The sequence below is a fragment of the Streptomyces wuyuanensis genome (assembly GCF_900103455.1).
Lineage (GTDB): Bacteria > Actinomycetota > Actinomycetes > Streptomycetales > Streptomycetaceae > Streptomyces > Streptomyces wuyuanensis.
Window position 1 is genome coordinate 143,619 of record NZ_FNHI01000015.1, and the last position, 14,469, is coordinate 158,087.

The 14,469-nt window shown below is 72.9% G+C and carries 12 protein-coding genes; 6 read left to right on the top strand and 6 right to left on the bottom strand.

Annotated features, from left to right (window positions below):
- Positions 1–9: 9 nt before the first annotated feature.
- Positions 10–705 (bottom strand): hypothetical protein, encoded by a 696-nt coding sequence (locus tag BLT82_RS22430; RefSeq protein WP_093657625.1) that lies wholly within the window; start codon positions 703–705, stop codon positions 10–12.
- 288 nt (positions 706–993) lie between these two features.
- Here BLT82_RS22430 and BLT82_RS22435 point away from each other — a divergent pair, with 288 nt between their 5' ends.
- A complete protein-coding gene (locus tag BLT82_RS22435; protein ID WP_093657627.1) occupies positions 994–1,857 on the top strand; it encodes an ATP-grasp domain-containing protein in 864 nt (287 codons plus the stop codon).
- Between the two features lie 40 nt (positions 1,858–1,897).
- Here BLT82_RS22435 and BLT82_RS22440 read toward each other — a convergent pair whose 3' ends face one another.
- Genes BLT82_RS22440 through BLT82_RS22450 form a run of 3 tightly spaced genes read right to left on the bottom strand, consistent with a single transcriptional unit; the run spans position 1,898 to position 4,280 of the window.
- Positions 1,898–2,677 (bottom strand): enoyl-CoA hydratase/isomerase family protein, encoded by a 780-nt coding sequence (locus BLT82_RS22440; RefSeq protein ID WP_093657629.1) that lies wholly within the window; start codon positions 2,675–2,677, stop codon positions 1,898–1,900.
- A complete protein-coding gene (locus BLT82_RS22445) occupies positions 2,677–3,123 on the bottom strand; it encodes a Zn-ribbon domain-containing OB-fold protein (protein ID WP_093657631.1) in 447 nt (148 codons plus the stop codon). Before BLT82_RS22445 ends, BLT82_RS22440 begins: the two co-directional genes overlap by 1 nt.
- A gap of 8 nt (positions 3,124–3,131) precedes the next feature.
- Positions 3,132–4,280, bottom strand: coding sequence for a lipid-transfer protein (locus tag BLT82_RS22450; protein WP_093657633.1), 1,149 nt, complete (start codon positions 4,278–4,280; stop codon positions 3,132–3,134).
- A 72-nt stretch (positions 4,281–4,352) separates the two neighbouring features.
- Between BLT82_RS22450 and BLT82_RS22455 the strand changes: the two genes are divergently transcribed.
- Entirely contained in the window at positions 4,353–5,924 is a 1,572-nt protein-coding gene (locus BLT82_RS22455) for a FadD3 family acyl-CoA ligase (RefSeq protein ID WP_093657635.1), read from the top strand.
- Positions 5,925–5,988: 64 nt separating this feature from the next.
- Here BLT82_RS22455 and BLT82_RS22460 read toward each other — a convergent pair whose 3' ends face one another.
- Both BLT82_RS22460 and BLT82_RS22465 read right to left on the bottom strand, forming a co-directional pair.
- Positions 5,989–6,228 (bottom strand): hypothetical protein, encoded by a 240-nt coding sequence (locus tag BLT82_RS22460; RefSeq protein WP_093657637.1) that lies wholly within the window; start codon positions 6,226–6,228, stop codon positions 5,989–5,991.
- A 200-nt stretch (positions 6,229–6,428) separates the two neighbouring features.
- Positions 6,429–9,392 (bottom strand): SARP-family global regulator AfsR, encoded by a 2,964-nt coding sequence (locus BLT82_RS22465; RefSeq protein WP_093657639.1) that lies wholly within the window; start codon positions 9,390–9,392, stop codon positions 6,429–6,431.
- 183 nt (positions 9,393–9,575) lie between these two features.
- Between BLT82_RS22465 and BLT82_RS22470 the strand changes: the two genes are divergently transcribed.
- The 4 genes from BLT82_RS22470 (at position 9,576) to BLT82_RS22485 (ending at position 14,462) form a co-directional block, all read left to right on the top strand.
- Positions 9,576–10,796, top strand: coding sequence for an amidohydrolase family protein (locus BLT82_RS22470; protein ID WP_093657641.1), 1,221 nt, complete (start codon positions 9,576–9,578; stop codon positions 10,794–10,796).
- A 224-nt stretch (positions 10,797–11,020) separates the two neighbouring features.
- A complete protein-coding gene (locus BLT82_RS22475; protein ID WP_093657643.1) occupies positions 11,021–11,434 on the top strand; it encodes a PaaI family thioesterase in 414 nt (137 codons plus the stop codon).
- Positions 11,435–11,618: 184 nt separating this feature from the next.
- Complete coding sequence (locus BLT82_RS22480) at positions 11,619–13,151, top strand: helix-turn-helix domain-containing protein (protein WP_093657645.1); 1,533 nt, start codon at positions 11,619–11,621, stop codon at positions 13,149–13,151.
- A gap of 381 nt (positions 13,152–13,532) precedes the next feature.
- A complete protein-coding gene (locus BLT82_RS22485; RefSeq protein ID WP_093657647.1) occupies positions 13,533–14,462 on the top strand; it encodes an LLM class F420-dependent oxidoreductase in 930 nt (309 codons plus the stop codon).
- Positions 14,463–14,469: the final 7 nt, after the last annotated feature.

Genomic DNA, 14,469 nt, shown 5'->3' on the forward strand with positions numbered 1-14,469 from the left:
ACACCGCGACTACGGCCCGCGCCCCTCGTCACGGAACGGATCCTGCGCCGGCCCCGCACCGTACGGGTCCGGCCGCGGCTGACGCGGCCCCGACCCGTACGGCGGAGGAGGCGGATACGCCGGCAGCCGCTGAGTGTCGTTCGGCCCCGGCGCCCACGGGTACGGACCGGTCTCCTCCGGCGGATACCAGGCAGGACGCTCCGGCGGATACCCGGCCGGGTCCTCCGGCGGATACCCGGCCGGACCCACCGGCCCACCGTCGTAGTCCGGCTCCTCGAACCCCACGACCCTCGGCGCACGCCCCCGCATCACCACCGCGGCCAGCAGCAGCAGGAAACCGCCGCCCAACGCCGCCGCGACCCCCTCGCCCAACCCCGGCAGCCCACCCCCCACCGACAGATAGCCCGCCGCCTGCCCCTGGCGCACCATCCACAGGACCGTGAAACCGAGAACCACCAGCCCCGCCAGCGCCACCAGCAACCGCGAGCGCAGCGCCACCCCGAGCAGCGTCACCAGCGCGGCGAACGCGTACGGCAGCACGATCGACGACATGATCTCCGTCTGCGCGTCCGTGATACCGCCGAACAGATCCTGAATGCGGTAGTCGATGCCCTGACGGCCGTCGTACCAGGCACGGAAGGGGCTGTACACGGCGGCCCCCGCTCCGGCGAGAGCCAGGACCGACCCGACGACGTTGCGGACCATGGCCAGCCTCCTCTCCGCAGCACGACGCTACGCCCGTGGTACCCCGATCGCGACCCTTGAACCTGCCCGGACCTGCCCCGGACCGGCCACGCCCCGGACAGGGACCGGCCGGAGACGGGCCGAACAGGGGCCACGCGACCCACTCGCGCACCCCCGCCCTCCCATACGTCCGACCGGGGGCCCCGGACTCACCGCCCGCCACCACACCCGCCCGCCAGGGCACCCGCCCCCACCCGCCGCACCGCCCCCGGTCGCTACATTGGTGGCCGCCCCACCGAGGAGAAGCCCGTGCCCGCCCGCCCCAGCGTCCTGTACGTCACCGACCTCGCCTACCCGGCCCGCGGACGGCGCTACTGCGACGAGGACATCCTCCTGACCTCCCGGCTCCGCGCCGACTTCGACCTCGCCCTGTGCCACCCCCTCGACGCCGCCGCCCTCATGGACGGCTTCGACGCCGTCGTCGTCCGCAACAGCGGCCCCGTGCTCCACTACCGCGAGGCCCACGACGCCTTCCGCGCCCGGGCCACCGCACACGGCACCCGCGTCTACAACCCGCTCACCGGACGCGGCGACATGGCCGGCAAGCAGTACCTGCTCGACCTCACCCGGGACGGACACCCCGTCATCCCCACCGTCGACCCGACCGAAGACCTCCACCGGCTGCCCGAAACCGACCACTACGCGGTCAAGCCCCGCGACGGAGCGGACTCCATAGGACTCCGGTTCCTCACCCGCAGCGAACTCGCCGCGCTCACCCGGCCCATCGATGCCACCGGCCCCCACCACGGCGACGTCCTCGTCCAGCCGCGCATCGACTTCCGCTACGAAGTGTCGTTCTACTACGTCGACGACACCTTCCAGTACGCCCTCCACGCCCCCGACCCCGAACGCCGCTGGGTCCTCGAACCCTACGAGCCCACCGACGCCGACCTCGCCTTCGCCCGGCGCTTCATCGACTGGAACACCCTCGACCACGGAATCCAGCGCGTCGACGCCTGCCGCACCCGCGAAGGCGACCTCCTCCTCGTCGAACTGGAGGACCTCAACCCCTACCTCTCCCTCGACCTCCTCGACGAACCGACCCGCGACGCCTTCGTCGCCGCCATGACCGCCTCACTCCACCGCTTCCTGGACACGACGCCCCCGGCGTAGGCGTCCCGCCCACGGAGGAGGTGTGCGCGCCCGGCGGCCCTCAGCGCAGCCGGAACCCCGCCCGGCGTGCGGCGAACAGCTCCGCCTGCCGCTCCGGCGGCAGATTCCCCAGCGTCACCAGCTGCGGCGCGTGCGCCAGCGCCTGCGCGCGGACCGCATCCTTCGCCGACCACACCGCCCGGACCGTCCCCTGCACCGCGCCCGTCGGGTACGAGGCGATCACCTCGGCGCAGCGCACCGCCGCCGGTACCTCCTCGCCGGGCGGGGTCAGCTCGCTGACCAGCCCGGTCTCGTACGCCCGCCGGGCCGACAGCCGCTCGGCCGTGCCCATCAGCGCCGTCCTGGCCACCTCCCCGAACGGCATCCGCATCGCCATGTACACCGACTCGTACGCGCTGACCATGCCGTACGACGTGTGCGGATCGAAGAACACGGCGTCCTCGGCCGCGATCAGGAACTCCGCCTCACCGAGCAGATAGAACGCGCCGCCGCACGCCAGCCCGCGCACCGCCGCGATCACCGGTTTCCACAGGTCGTTCGCCTTCGGCCCGATCCGCACCAGCGGATCGTCCACCGAGTACGGCGACGAGGGCTGGGGAACGACCGCCGACCGGTCGATGCCGGTGCAGAACGCCTTGCCGCCGGCGCCGGTGACCACCACCGCGCGGACGGTGTCGTCGAAGCGGAACTCCCGCCAGACGGCGGTCAGTTCCTCCGCCATGGCCAGGTCGACGGCATTGTGCCGGCCCGGCCGGTCGAGGGTGACGACGGCGACCCCGGAATCCTTGTCCCGCTCCACGCGCACCCCGGAATACGCCATCACCGCTCCAGCAGCCAGCGGGGCACGGCCACCCCGCCGCCGGCCTCAGTGAACGCCACCCGCACCGGCGCCCCGACGCGCAGCCGCGCAGGGTCGACGGAGTTCAGCGGGGCGTCCGGTGCGGCCACGACGTTCCCGACCAGCCGGATGTGCGGGGCGTCCGCCAGCTCGACGACGACCGCGTTGTAGGGGGCCTGCTCGGCATAGCCGGGAAGCAGCGGGGGGTGGGGCAGGACGTACGACCAGATCCGGCCGCGACCGCTCATGCGGCGCCAGGTGCTGTCGAACGACTGGCAGTGGGGGCAGCAGGGGCGGGGCGGGAAACGCAGCTCGTCGCAGGAGGCGCAGGCCTGGACGCGAAGCTGCCCTTGGGCGGCGTAGGACCAGAAGGGCGCGCCGTCTTCGTCGATGACGGGTGTCAGATACCCGGTGTCAGAATCTGTCATCTGCCAGTTCAACTCCTCAGAAGCAACGCCGAAGTAGGGACGCCTTCGCCCGCCGTCACCAGGCACGTCGACGCGTCCGGCACCTGCGCCGTGGAGACGCCGCGCAACTGCTTCACGCCCTCGTTGATCAGGTTGAATCCGTGGACGTACGCCTCGCTGAGCCCGCCGCCCCCGGTGTTGAGCGGCAGCCTGCCGCCGATCTCCAGGGCGCCTCCCTCGGTGAACGGCCCGCCTTCCCCGCGCCCGCAGAAGCCGTAGCCCTCCAGGGACAGCGGGACGAGCGGGGTGAAGGCGTCGTAGATCTGGGCGACGTCGACGTCCTGCGGTCCGAGGTCGGCGTTCTTCCACAGCTGCCTGGCCGCGGCCCAGGCGGGGCCGGTGAGCGGGTCGTCGTTCCAGTAGTTGACCATGCCGTGGTGCTGGGCGGGCAGGCTCTGGGCGACGGAGTGGACGTACACGGGCCGCCGGCGGCAGTCTCGGGCGCGTTCGGCGCCGACGACGACGCAGGCCAGTGCCCCGTCGGTCTCGAGGCAGTTGTCGAAGAGGCACAGGGGTTCGCTGATCCAGCGTGAGGTCATGTACATCTCGCGGGTCAGCGGCCGTTCGTACATGATCGCCGCCGGGTTCTGGTTGGCGCGGTTGCGGCAGGCGAGGGCGACGTTGAAGAGGTGGTCGCGGGTTGCGCCGTACTCGTGCATGTAGCGCCGGGTGAGCATGCCGATCTCGTCGGCGGGCCGCAGCAGGCCGAAGGGCCTGGTCCACTGCCCGGGGGTGGGGAGCTGGGCGGTGGTGTTCTTCCAGGGCCGGGGTCCGGAGCCGCGTTTGCGGGAGCGCCAGGCGACGCCGACGTTCGCCTGCCCGGTGGCGATGGCCGCGGCGAGGTGGGCGACGGTCGCGCAGGAACCGCCGCCCCCGTAGCCGGCCTTGCTGAAGAAGGTGACGTCCCCGGCGCCGATGGCCTTGGCGATCTCGACCTCGTCCGTCTCCTCCATCGTGTAGGAGGCGAAGGCGTCGACCTCGGCGGGGCTCACGCCCGCGTCGTCGAGTGCGGCGAGGATGGCCCGGCAGGCGAGGGTCTTCTCGGATTCGTGGAGGTGTTTCGCGAAGGCGGTCTGCCCGATTCCGGCTATCGCGGTCGCGTCCTTGAGGGTCGCCATGCGGGCGAGCGTACAGCTAATCTGACGGGTAGTCAGCTATCGAGACGCAGTCGACGACGGGAGGTTCGGGCCATGCGCGGCGACCTGGAGTGGGGCTCCATCCCGAGGCTGGTGCGGAGCGCCGCCGAACGCCACGGCGGCCGGGAGGCCGTGGTCGAGGGCCGCACCCGGGTGAGCTACGGCGAGCTGGGCGAGCGCGTCGAACGTGCCGCGGCCGCGTGCATCGCCGCGGGCGTCGAGCCGGGCGACCGGGTGGCCGTCTGGGCGCCGAACACGCTGGAGTGGATCGTCTCCGCGCTGGGCGCGGTGTCGGCCGGAGCCGTGCTCGTGCCCCTCAACACCCGTTTCAAGGGCACGGAGGCCGCATGGGTCCTGGCCCGTTCCCGGGCGAAGCTGCTGTTCATCACAGGCACGTTCCTGGGCACCTCGTACGTGGCCTCGCTGCGACGCGCCGAGGTAGAACTGCCGTACCTGGAGCAGGTGGTGGTGCTCGGAGACAGCGCGCCCGAGGACTACCGGACGTGGAAGGACTTCCTGGCGGGCGGGGACGCGGTGCCGGTGTCCCTCGTGCGTGCGCGGGCGGACGCGGTGGAGCCGTCGGCCCCGTCGGACATCGTGTTCACCTCGGGCACGACGGGGGCGCCGAAGGGTGCGGTGATCACTCACGCGCAGACGCTGCGCTGCTACGCGATCTGGGCTGAGCTGGCGGGGCTGCGGGAGGGCGACCGCTATCTGATCGTGAACCCGTTCTTCCACACCTTCGGCTACAAGGCCGGGATCATCGCCTGCCTGATGCGGGGCGCGACGATGGTGCCGCAGCCGGTGTTCAACGTCGACACGGTGCTGGCGAACATCGCGTCCGAACGGATCTCGGTCCTGCCGGGCCCGCCGACGCTGCACCAGTCGCTGCTGGACCACCCGGCGCGGGACGCGCACGATCTGTCGGCGCTGCGGCTGGTGGTGACGGGGGCGGCGGTGGTGCCGCTGCGTCTCGTGGAGCGGCTGCGGGGGGAGTTGCGCATCGGGACGGTGCTCACTGCCTACGGGCTGTCGGAGGCTTCGGGCATCGTGACGATGTGCCGTCGCGGGGACGATCCGGCGACGATCGCGGCGACATCGGGGCGGGCGATCCCGGGCACCGAGGTGCGAGTGCGGGCCGAGCCGGGGGAGCCGGGGGAGATCCTGGTGCGCGGGCACAACGTGATGCAGGGGTACTTCGAGGACCCGGTGGCCACTGCGGAGGCGGTCGACGCGGACGGCTGGCTGCACACGGGCGATGTGGGTGTGCTGGACGCGGAGGGGAATCTGCGGATCACCGACCGGATCAAGGACATGTTCATCGTGGGCGGCTTCAACGCGTATCCGGCGGAGATCGAGCAGCTCCTCGGTCTGCACCCGGATGTCGCGGACGTGGCGGTGATCGGCGTGCCGGACGGGCGGCTGGGCGAGGTGGGGAAGGCGTACGCGGTGCGCCGGGCGGGTTCGACGCTGACGGCGGACGATCTGATCGCCTGGTCGCGCCGGGAGATGGCGAACTACAAGGTGCCGCGGTCGGTGGAGTTCGTGGCGGAGTTGCCGCGGAACGCGAGCGGGAAGGTGCTGAAGACGGAACTGCGGGCGCGCGCCGAGGCGCACGCCCGCTGAACGCACCGCGGCCGCGGCGGCTCCCCCTCCGCGCCGCCGCGGCCGCTCCCCGTCGTGTGCGGTCTCAGGGCTTGGGGGGCGCCGGCAGGTGGTTGTCCATGGTGGTGATGCCGCCGTCCTTGGGCGGGGCCGGCAGGTGGTTGTCCATGGTCGTCACGGTGCCGGTCTCCGCCTTGGCGGGCTTGCCGTCCTTGGGCGGGGTGGGCAGGTGGTTGTCCTGCGTGGTGGCGCCGCCGTCCTTGGGCGGGGCCGGCAGGTGGTTGTCCATCGTGACGATCTCTTCGATCTTCTTCTCGGCGCTCATGGTGCTCAGCTCCCCATGTGTTCGGACCAGTTGCAACGCCCGTTCGGCGACTCCCCCGTGGGTCGCCGAACGGGCGTTTCGGGACCGCTCACCTTAGTGGTGAGCCCCTCGTGACCCGTCTGCCCCCCGATGCGACGGACCGTTGGCTAGAGACTGCCGTACGGGCATAAACAAATGCTGAACGACCCGGTTCGTGCAGTTCAGGCGGCTGCTGCCGGGGTCAGGAGGGCTTTGAGCCGTTCGGCGTCGCGGGCGCCGGTCTGCTCGTAGTAGGCGAGGGCCTCCTGCCAGCAGGCGCGTGCGCGGTCGGTCTGCCCGAGCGCGTGGAGGGCTTCGCCGAGGGTGGTGAGGATGCTGGCGCGCATGCGTTCTCCGCCCATGTAGCCGCTGGCGAGGGCTTGTTCGGCGTGCTGTGCGGCCTGGGAGGGCTTGCGGACGTTGAGGTGGGCCTGGGCGATGCGGAAGTGTGTCGTCCCTTCCCAGAGCCGCTGGCGGTCCTTGATGAAGATCTGGAGTGCCGCGGCGAGTTGTTCCAGTGCCTCGGCGGTGCGGTTCGCCTCGGTCAGGGCGACGCCGAGGGCGTAGCGGCCGTTGGCGAGCCTTACGGTGAGGCCGAGTTTGTCGTAGATCGCCACGCCTTGGCGGGCGAGGTCGATGGCCTCGGTGGTGCGTCCGAGGAAGAGGTGTACGCGGGAGAGGTTGCACAGGGCGCTCGCCGCGCCCGGCAGGTGGCCGTCGGCGCGGGCGCGTTCGGCCGCGTTCACGAGGTGCTGCTCGGCTTCTTCGTAGCGGCCGGTGGCGGCGGCGGCGATGCCCTGGTCGTTGTCGGCCCAGTAGAGGGGTGCCCGGTCCTGGGCGCGGGTGGCCAGCTCCCGTGCGGTGCGCGCTTCTTCGTCGGCCTGTTCGTATCGTCCGGCGACGAGGTGGACGTTGGTCAGGGCGGTGCGTACGCGTCCCTCGGCGTGGGCGTCGCCCGATGCGCGTGCGGCGTCGCGTGCGGCGAGTGCCGTGGATTCGTACTGCTTGCTGTTGGCGCCGGACTCGGCGAGGTCCTTGGCGGCCCAGAGCAGGTCGACGGCGCGGCGGAGCCTGGTGCCGACGAACGACTGCCGCGCGCAGGCGAGGACGCAGTTGGCCTCGCGGTAGAGCCAGTCGAGCGCTTCGTGGCGGTCGCTGAAGGCGAGTCCTTCGTAGACGGTGGAGGCGAGGTGGTCGACGAGGCGGTCGCCGGGGCGTTCGAGGGCGAAGACGCGTGCGGTGGTGGCGAGGTAGAAGTCCAGCAGGCGGGACAGGGCGGCTTCGCGTTCGGCCGGTGGCTGTTCGTCGCGTTCGGCGCAGGCACGCGCGTAGAGGCGGACGAGGTCGTGGAAGCGGTAGCGGCCGGGTGCGGCGGATTCGAGGAGTGAGGTGTCGACGAGGGCTTCGAGGAGGTCCTCGGTGTCGTGTTCGGGGAGTCCGAGGGCGGCGGTGGCCGCGGGGAGGGAGATGTCGGGGCCGTCGGCGAGGCCGAGGAGGCGGAAGGCGCGGGCCTGGGTTGGTTCGAGCTGGCCGTAGCCGAGTTCGAAGGTGGCCTTGACGGCGAGGTCGCCTGCCTGGAGTTCGTCGAGGCGGCGGCGTTCGTCGGCGAGTTTGGCGGCGAGGACGGAGACGGTCCAGGTGCGTCGCGCGGCGAGGCGTGAGGCGGCGATGCGGATGGCGAGGGGGAGGAAGCCGCAGGCGGCGACGACGTCGAGGGCGGCTTCGCGTTCGGCGGTGACGCGCTCTTCGCCGACGATGCGGGTGAAGAGCCGGAGGGCTTCGTCGGGGGACATGACGTCGAGGTCGACGAGGTGGGCTCCGGCGAGGTCGACCATGCGGACGCGGCTGGTGACGAGGGCGGCGCAGCCGGCGGTGCCGGGCAGCAGGGGCCGGATCTGGGCGGCGTCGCGGGCGTTGTCGAGGAGGACGAGGACGCGTCGGCCGTCGAGGAGGGAGCGGAAGAGGGCGGCGCGTTCGTCGAGGGTGTCGGGGATGGCGGTGTCGGCGGTGCCGAGGGCGCGGAGGAAGGCGCCGAGGACGGTTTCGGGTTCGGCGGCTCGGTGGCCGGCGCCCTGGAGGTCGACGTAGAGCTGCCCGTCGGGGAAGTGGGGTTTGGCTTCGTGGGCGACGTGGACGGCGAGGGTGGTCTTGCCGACGCCGCCGATGCCGGCGAGGGCGGAGACGGCCATGACGGCGCCTTCGGCGGAGGCGAGGCGGTGGCCGAGTTCGCGGACGAAGGTGGCGCGGCCGGTGAAGTCGGGCACGGTGGCGGGGAGTTGCGCGGGCCGTGCGGGTTGGGTGGTGGTGGGGGCGGGCTGTTCCGCGGGGCGGGCGAGTTCGGCGTCGGCCTGGAGGATGCGCTGCTGGAGGGCGGAGAGTTCGGGGCGTGGGTCGACGCCGAGTTCGTCCGCGAGGAGTCGTCGGGTGTCGGCGTAGACGGCGAGTGCCTCGGCCTGGCGTCCGCTGCGGTAGAGGGCGAGCATGAGGAGTTCGCGCAGGCGTTCGCGCAGGGGGTGCGCGGCGGTGAGGGCGGTGAGTTCGGAGACGGCTTCGGCGTGGCAGCCGACGTCGAGGTCGAGTTCGAGCCGGGTCTCGAGGAGTTGGAGGTGCCATTCCTCGAGGCGGGCGCGCTGGGTCTCGGCGTAGGGGCCGGGGACGGAGGCGAGGGGTTCGCCGTCCCAGAGTCCGAGGGATTTGTTGATGAGGACGCGGGCCTGGCAGCGGTCGCCGCCGGCGCGGGCCTTCTCGGCTTCGGCGACGAGTTCCTGGGCGACCTGGAGGTCGAGTGCGTCGGCGGGGATGCGGACGGCGTAGCCGCCGGATTCGCTGACGAGGACGCCGGGGTCGAGGATCTTGCGCAGGCGTGAGGCGTAGGTGCGTACGGCGGCGAGGGCCTGCGAGGGCGGGTCCTCGCCCCAGATGGCGTCGATGAGTTCGGCGGCGGTGGCGGTGCGGCCCTCGCGGAGGAGGAGGGCGGCGAGGAGCGCGCGCTGCTGGGGTGAGCCGGGGGGCAGGGCCTGTCCGCTGCGCCGGGCGCGGACGGGTCCGAGCACGCTGAAGCGCAGGTCCCCGTCGTTGTCCGACGGGTCCGGAGTCCGCGGCTCCGGAATGTGTGGCTGTGCGGAGGGCCCGTCCTCGCGGTGCATCGCTACCCCCTGCCGGTACCGCCTTCGTCCCGCTTCGTGCCGCTGGTGTCGCGGGTTCGCCCCCGACAGTCTGCCTTGTGAGGGCCTGGCTCGTCAGCAAGGGGTGACGCTCTGCACAGGATCTGCAGGATCCTGCCCACCAGGGAGCTGACGGGCCGTCAGATCGACGCTACCGTGGAAGGCATGGAGACCTTCCCGAAGATCATCTCGGTGGACGACCACACGGTGGAGCCCCCCGGCGTCTGGCGGGACCGGCTCCCGTCGAAGTACCGGGACAGCGGCCCCCGCATCGTCCGCGCGCCGCTGAGGGAAATGACCTTCCTCGGCGGCAGGTTCGCCCCCGTCATGGGCGCGCCGGGCGACGAGGGTCCGGTCGGGGACTGGTGGGTGTACGAGGACCTGCACCGGCCGCTGACCCGGCTCGACACCGCCGTCGGATACGACCGCGACGAGATCCGGCTCGAGGTCATCACGTACGAGCAGATGCGGCCCGGTTCGTACAGCGTGCCGGACCGGCTGGCGGACATGGACGTCAACCACGTCCAGTCCGCCCTGTGCTTCCCCACCTTCCCGCGCTTCTGCGGTCAGACGTTCACCGAGGCGAAGGACCGGGAGCTGGGGCTGCTCGGCGTGCGCGCCTACAACGACTGGATGGTGGAGGAGTGGTGCGGGCCGGATGCGCGCGGCCGGCTGATCCCGCTCACCCTGATCCCGCTGTGGGACGCGGAGCTCGCCGCCGCCGAGGTGCGGCGCAACGCGGCGCGCGGGGTGCGGGCGGTGGCGTTCTCGGAGATACCCCCGCACCTCGGACTGCCGTCCGTCCACACCGACGAGTGGGACCCGTTCCTGGCGGCCTGCGACGAGACCGGGACGGTCGTGGCCATGCACATCGGCTCCTCATCGAGGATGCCGTCGACGTCCGCCGACGCCCCGCCGGCCGTCGGCTCCACCATCACCTTCGCCAACTGCTGCTTCTCGATGGTCGACTGGCTGATGAGCGGTAAGTTCGAGCGCTTCCCGAATCTGCGGGTCATGTACGCGGAGGGTCAGATCGGCTGGATCCCGTACATCCTGGAGCGCGCGGACGTGGTGTGGGAGGAGAATCGCGGCTGGGGCGGTGTCGCGGACAAGGTGCACCGGCCGCCGTCGGAGGTCTTCGCCGAGCACGTCTACGGCTGCTTCTTCGACGACGCGTTCGGCCTGCGGAACCTGGACGCGATCGGTGTCGGCAACGTCCTGTACGAGACGGACTACCCGCACTCGGACTCCACCTGGCCGAAGTCCCGCGAGGTCGGCGAGGCGCAGATGGGGCACCTGGCCCCCGACGTGGTGGAGCGGATCGTGCGCGGGAACGCGATCGAACTGCTGGGGCTGACGGAGGACGGGCTCTGGGCGGGGCCGTGAGCGGTTGCGGCGGACGGGCGGGTGCGGCGCCGCCGCGTGGAGGCCCGTGCCCCGGGGCGTCCGCCGGCGACGTGCACGCTCCCCGGCCCGGGACCGCCTGTGACGTGGGCGTCGTGCCGCGCCCGGGGACGTGGGCGTCGTGCCGCGCCCGGGACGTCCACTCATGGGGCGGACATCCGCCCATGGCGTGGACATCGGCCCGCGGCCGCCGCCACCATCGGCACATGACGCTCACTCCGGCCGAAGCCGACAAGATCCTCGCCGACAACTTCGCCCCCTGGGTGCTCGACCTCGGGCTGACCGTCGTCGAGACGGGCGAACTCCACGCCGTGCTCCGCCTCCCGTGGACCGAGCGGCTCGCCCGGGAGGGCGGCGCGCTGTCCGGTCAGGCGCTGATGGCGGCGGCCGACACCGCCACCGTGATCGCCGTGTCCTCGGCCCGCGGAGGGTTCGTCCCGATGACGACGGTCCAGCAGTCGACGACGTTCCAGCGGGCGGTGACCGGTGCCGACGTCCTCGTCGACGCCCGGATCTCCAAACTGGGCAGGCGGATGGCGTTCGCCGACATCACGATGACGGCGCACGGCTCCGAGGAGCCCGCCGCCCGCGCCTCGACCGTGTACGCGCTGCTCGGCTGACGGGACAGCCCTTGTCGGACGCGGCCCAAGCGCCGTCTAAGGTTCCGCTGTCGGCTTCCGGGCCGGTCGGTCCCGGCCCGCCGGGCGGCGGGGCCGTCGTACCGGGTGGTCCGGACCGCGGACGGGCGCCGTCCGCGGCGGTGCGGTGGGGCGGCGGGATGGCCGCGGAAGAGTGGGAGCGGTTGTGGCGGCGGGGACGCACGAGGCGGAACTCGACGAACTGTTGCGCGTGGTGCGGCGCCGGGGCCCGGCCTCCGTGCTGGCCTGGCTCGGCGGCAGGATCGGCGCGGACGTCGCATGGGTCGGCAGCGCGGGCGCGGTCGACGCGGCGACCCCGGGCTTCCCGTCCGGGATCGCCCGGGCGCTGCCCGAGTACGCCGGCCCCCTGGCCGGCGGAGGTCTGGTCGCCGCCACGACCCGCCTGGACGGCCGGGAGGTGCGCCTCGAGGCGTTCGGCGGCCGTGCGCCGCGCCCGGTGCTCGTGACCGCCGCGTCCGCGCCGCTGCCGCGCGAGTCGGCGGAGCTCGCCTCGCACGCGGGCGGGCTCCTGGAACTGCTGGGCAGGGCGGGCCGGGCGGACGAGAGCGCGCGCGGCTACGAGGCCAAGTCCCGCCAGCTCAGGTTCGCGGTGCTGACCGCGCTGATGAGCGGTGACGTCACCCTGGCCCGTCGGATGACGACGGGCGATGTGCCGCCGCTGCTGGGCGCGGAGCGCGTACGGGTCCATCTGCTGCACTGCACGCCCGCCGACCGCGACCGGCTGGCCAGGACCTATATGGACCCCGCGGGCTACCACGGGGCCGCCCTGATGGTGCACTGCCCCGCGTTCAAGGAGCATCTGATCTGCCCCATCGCCGAGGACTCCGAACCGGGGGGCCGGCTGCGGCAGGGCCGGGTGCTGCGCCGACTCGTCCGGGAGAATCCCGGTTACGCGCTGGGCGTCAGCAGACCGCATCCGCTCGCCGCGATGGCCGACGCCTACGGAGAGGCGCTGCACGCCCTCACGGTCGCCCGCAACTCCCCGGACCGGCTCGCCGTCTACCGCGGCCGGCCGTCGCTGGTGCAGGTGCTGCCCCGGCGGCCCGCCGCCGCCTGGGCGTCCGCCTTCCTGGAGCCGCTGGGCGACGTCCCCAAGCCGACCGTGGACATCACACGCCTGGCCGTGACGTTCCCCCGCGCCGCCGTGGCGCGGCTGCTCCAGATCAGCCGCACCACCGTGGCGGCGCACTGCCGCCGGGCGGAGGAGGCGCTGGGCGCGGACCTCGGCGACGTGCGCACCCGGGCCGCGCTGGATCTGGCGCTGTCGCTGACCGCCGCCCACCCCGGACCGGCGGCCCCACCCGGATCCGCCGAGGAGCCCCGACCGGCGCCGACGCTGCCCGAACTGCTGCGCACCGCGCCCGCCGTGACGTGGGCCGAGAGCTTCGTGGACCCGCTGTGCGGAAACGGGCACGGTGATCTGCACCGTACCGCGGAGGCCTGGATCGACGCCGGTACGGACGCCCGGGCGGCAGCCGCGCGGCTGGGGCTGAGCCGGAACACCGTCAGGGCCCGGCTGCGCGCCGCCGAGCGCCTCCTCAACCGCGACCTGCTGACGACGGGTTCGGGGATCCACGACCTCGTCCACGCGCTGGACGTGACGGGTGGGCAGTGTGCACGGCCCGCCGCCGAAACTGATCACCGTGCACGGTGGCCCGGGGGCCGGGCCGCCTCCTAACGTGCTGGTGGCGCGGAGGGCTGCCTTCCGCGCGGCTGCGAGCACGTGCCACCGCGGGGTGACGGCGTCCGCGTTACGGGGGTACGCGCACACCCGGACGCCCCCGGCCCGCGCACGGTCCGCACGCGGCCACCGACCGGCCCCCGGCGTCGCTTCCGGCGCCGGGCCCGGTCCCGGCCCGGCCGGGGTGCCCCGCCCCGTACGCGCGTACTTCCGCGGCGCCCACCCCTCACCCATACGCGTCCGCGCCCCGGCCCGGCGCGGCCGTGGCCCCGCCGTCCCGGCCCCGCACACCCCCTTGCCCGATCAGGCGCCAGCCAAGACCATGGTTCCCCAGTTCATATGACGGATCGTCAGATCCGGTGGCGAAGGGGCCGAACCATGGTGGTCTACGGGATGCAGCTGCCCGTTCAGTCGCAGAGCACCATCTACGCCGAGTCCTGGGAGGCGGCCGCGGGTCCGGACGATCTCGTCGCGATCGCACGCGCCGCCGACCGTACCGGGTTCGCCTACATCGCCGTCTGCGACCACGTCGCGATCCCGCTGCGGCTCGCCGGGGCGATGTCGACCGTCTGGTACGACCCCGTCGCCACGATGTCGTTCCTGGCCGCGGCGACCGAGCGGGTCCGGCTGCTCAGCCATGTCGCCGTCGTCGCGCTGCGCCATCCGCTGGTCACGGCCAAGCAGTACGCGACCCTCGACCATCTGTCCGGCGGCCGGCTGGTCCTCGGGGTCGGCGCGGGGCATGTGCGCGAGGAGTTCGAGGCGGTCGGCGCCGACTTCGACGGGCGCGGTGCCGTGCTCGACGAGACCGTCGACGCGCTCAGGGCTGCGCTCGGGCCCGAGGAGTTCCCGAGTTTCACGGGGAAGCACTTCGCCTTCGAAGGGCTCGGTCAGAGACCGCGGCCCGCCCAGGCCAGGGTGCCGCTGTGGGTCGGCGGCTCCTCGCCGGCCGCCGTGCGCCGGGCGGCCCTCAAGGGGGACGGATGGCTACCGCAGGGCGATCCGCGAGACCGTCTCCCGCGGCAGATCGCCCGGCTCAGGACGCTGCGGGCGGAGGCCGGGATCGAGGATCCCCTGGTGATCGGCGCGATCACCGAGCCCCTGTACGTCGGCGACGCCGGCTGGGACACGGGCCGGCGCACGCTGACCGGCAGGCCGGAAGTGCTCGCCGAGTCGCTGCGCGAGTACGGCGCCATGGGCGTGGACCAGATCCAGGTGCGGTTCCGCAGCCGGAGCCGCAGTGAACTCACCGACCAGATGGCGGCCTTCGCCGCCGACGTCGCTCCGCACCTCGACCGTGAGGCGTGACGTCGCT

Coding starts and splice junctions, on each gene's coding strand:
- BLT82_RS22430 (WP_093657625.1), bottom strand. CDS start 705: ATGGTCCGCAACGTCGTCGGGTCGGTCCTGGCTCTCGCCGGAGCGGGG.
- BLT82_RS22440 (WP_093657629.1), bottom strand. CDS start 2,677: ATGGCGTATTCCGGGGTGCGCGTGGAGCGGGACAAGGATTCCGGGGTC.
- BLT82_RS22445 (WP_093657631.1), bottom strand. CDS start 3,123: ATGACAGATTCTGACACCGGGTATCTGACACCCGTCATCGACGAAGAC.
- BLT82_RS22450 (WP_093657633.1), bottom strand. CDS start 4,280: ATGGCGACCCTCAAGGACGCGACCGCGATAGCCGGAATCGGGCAGACC.
- BLT82_RS22455 (WP_093657635.1), top strand. CDS start 4,353: ATGCGCGGCGACCTGGAGTGGGGCTCCATCCCGAGGCTGGTGCGGAGC.
- BLT82_RS22460 (WP_093657637.1), bottom strand. CDS start 6,228: ATGAGCGCCGAGAAGAAGATCGAAGAGATCGTCACGATGGACAACCAC.
- BLT82_RS22465 (WP_093657639.1), bottom strand. CDS start 9,392: ATGCACCGCGAGGACGGGCCCTCCGCACAGCCACACATTCCGGAGCCG.
- BLT82_RS22470 (WP_093657641.1), top strand. CDS start 9,576: ATGGAGACCTTCCCGAAGATCATCTCGGTGGACGACCACACGGTGGAG.
- BLT82_RS22475 (WP_093657643.1), top strand. CDS start 11,021: ATGACGCTCACTCCGGCCGAAGCCGACAAGATCCTCGCCGACAACTTC.
- BLT82_RS22485 (WP_093657647.1), top strand. CDS start 13,533: ATGGTGGTCTACGGGATGCAGCTGCCCGTTCAGTCGCAGAGCACCATC.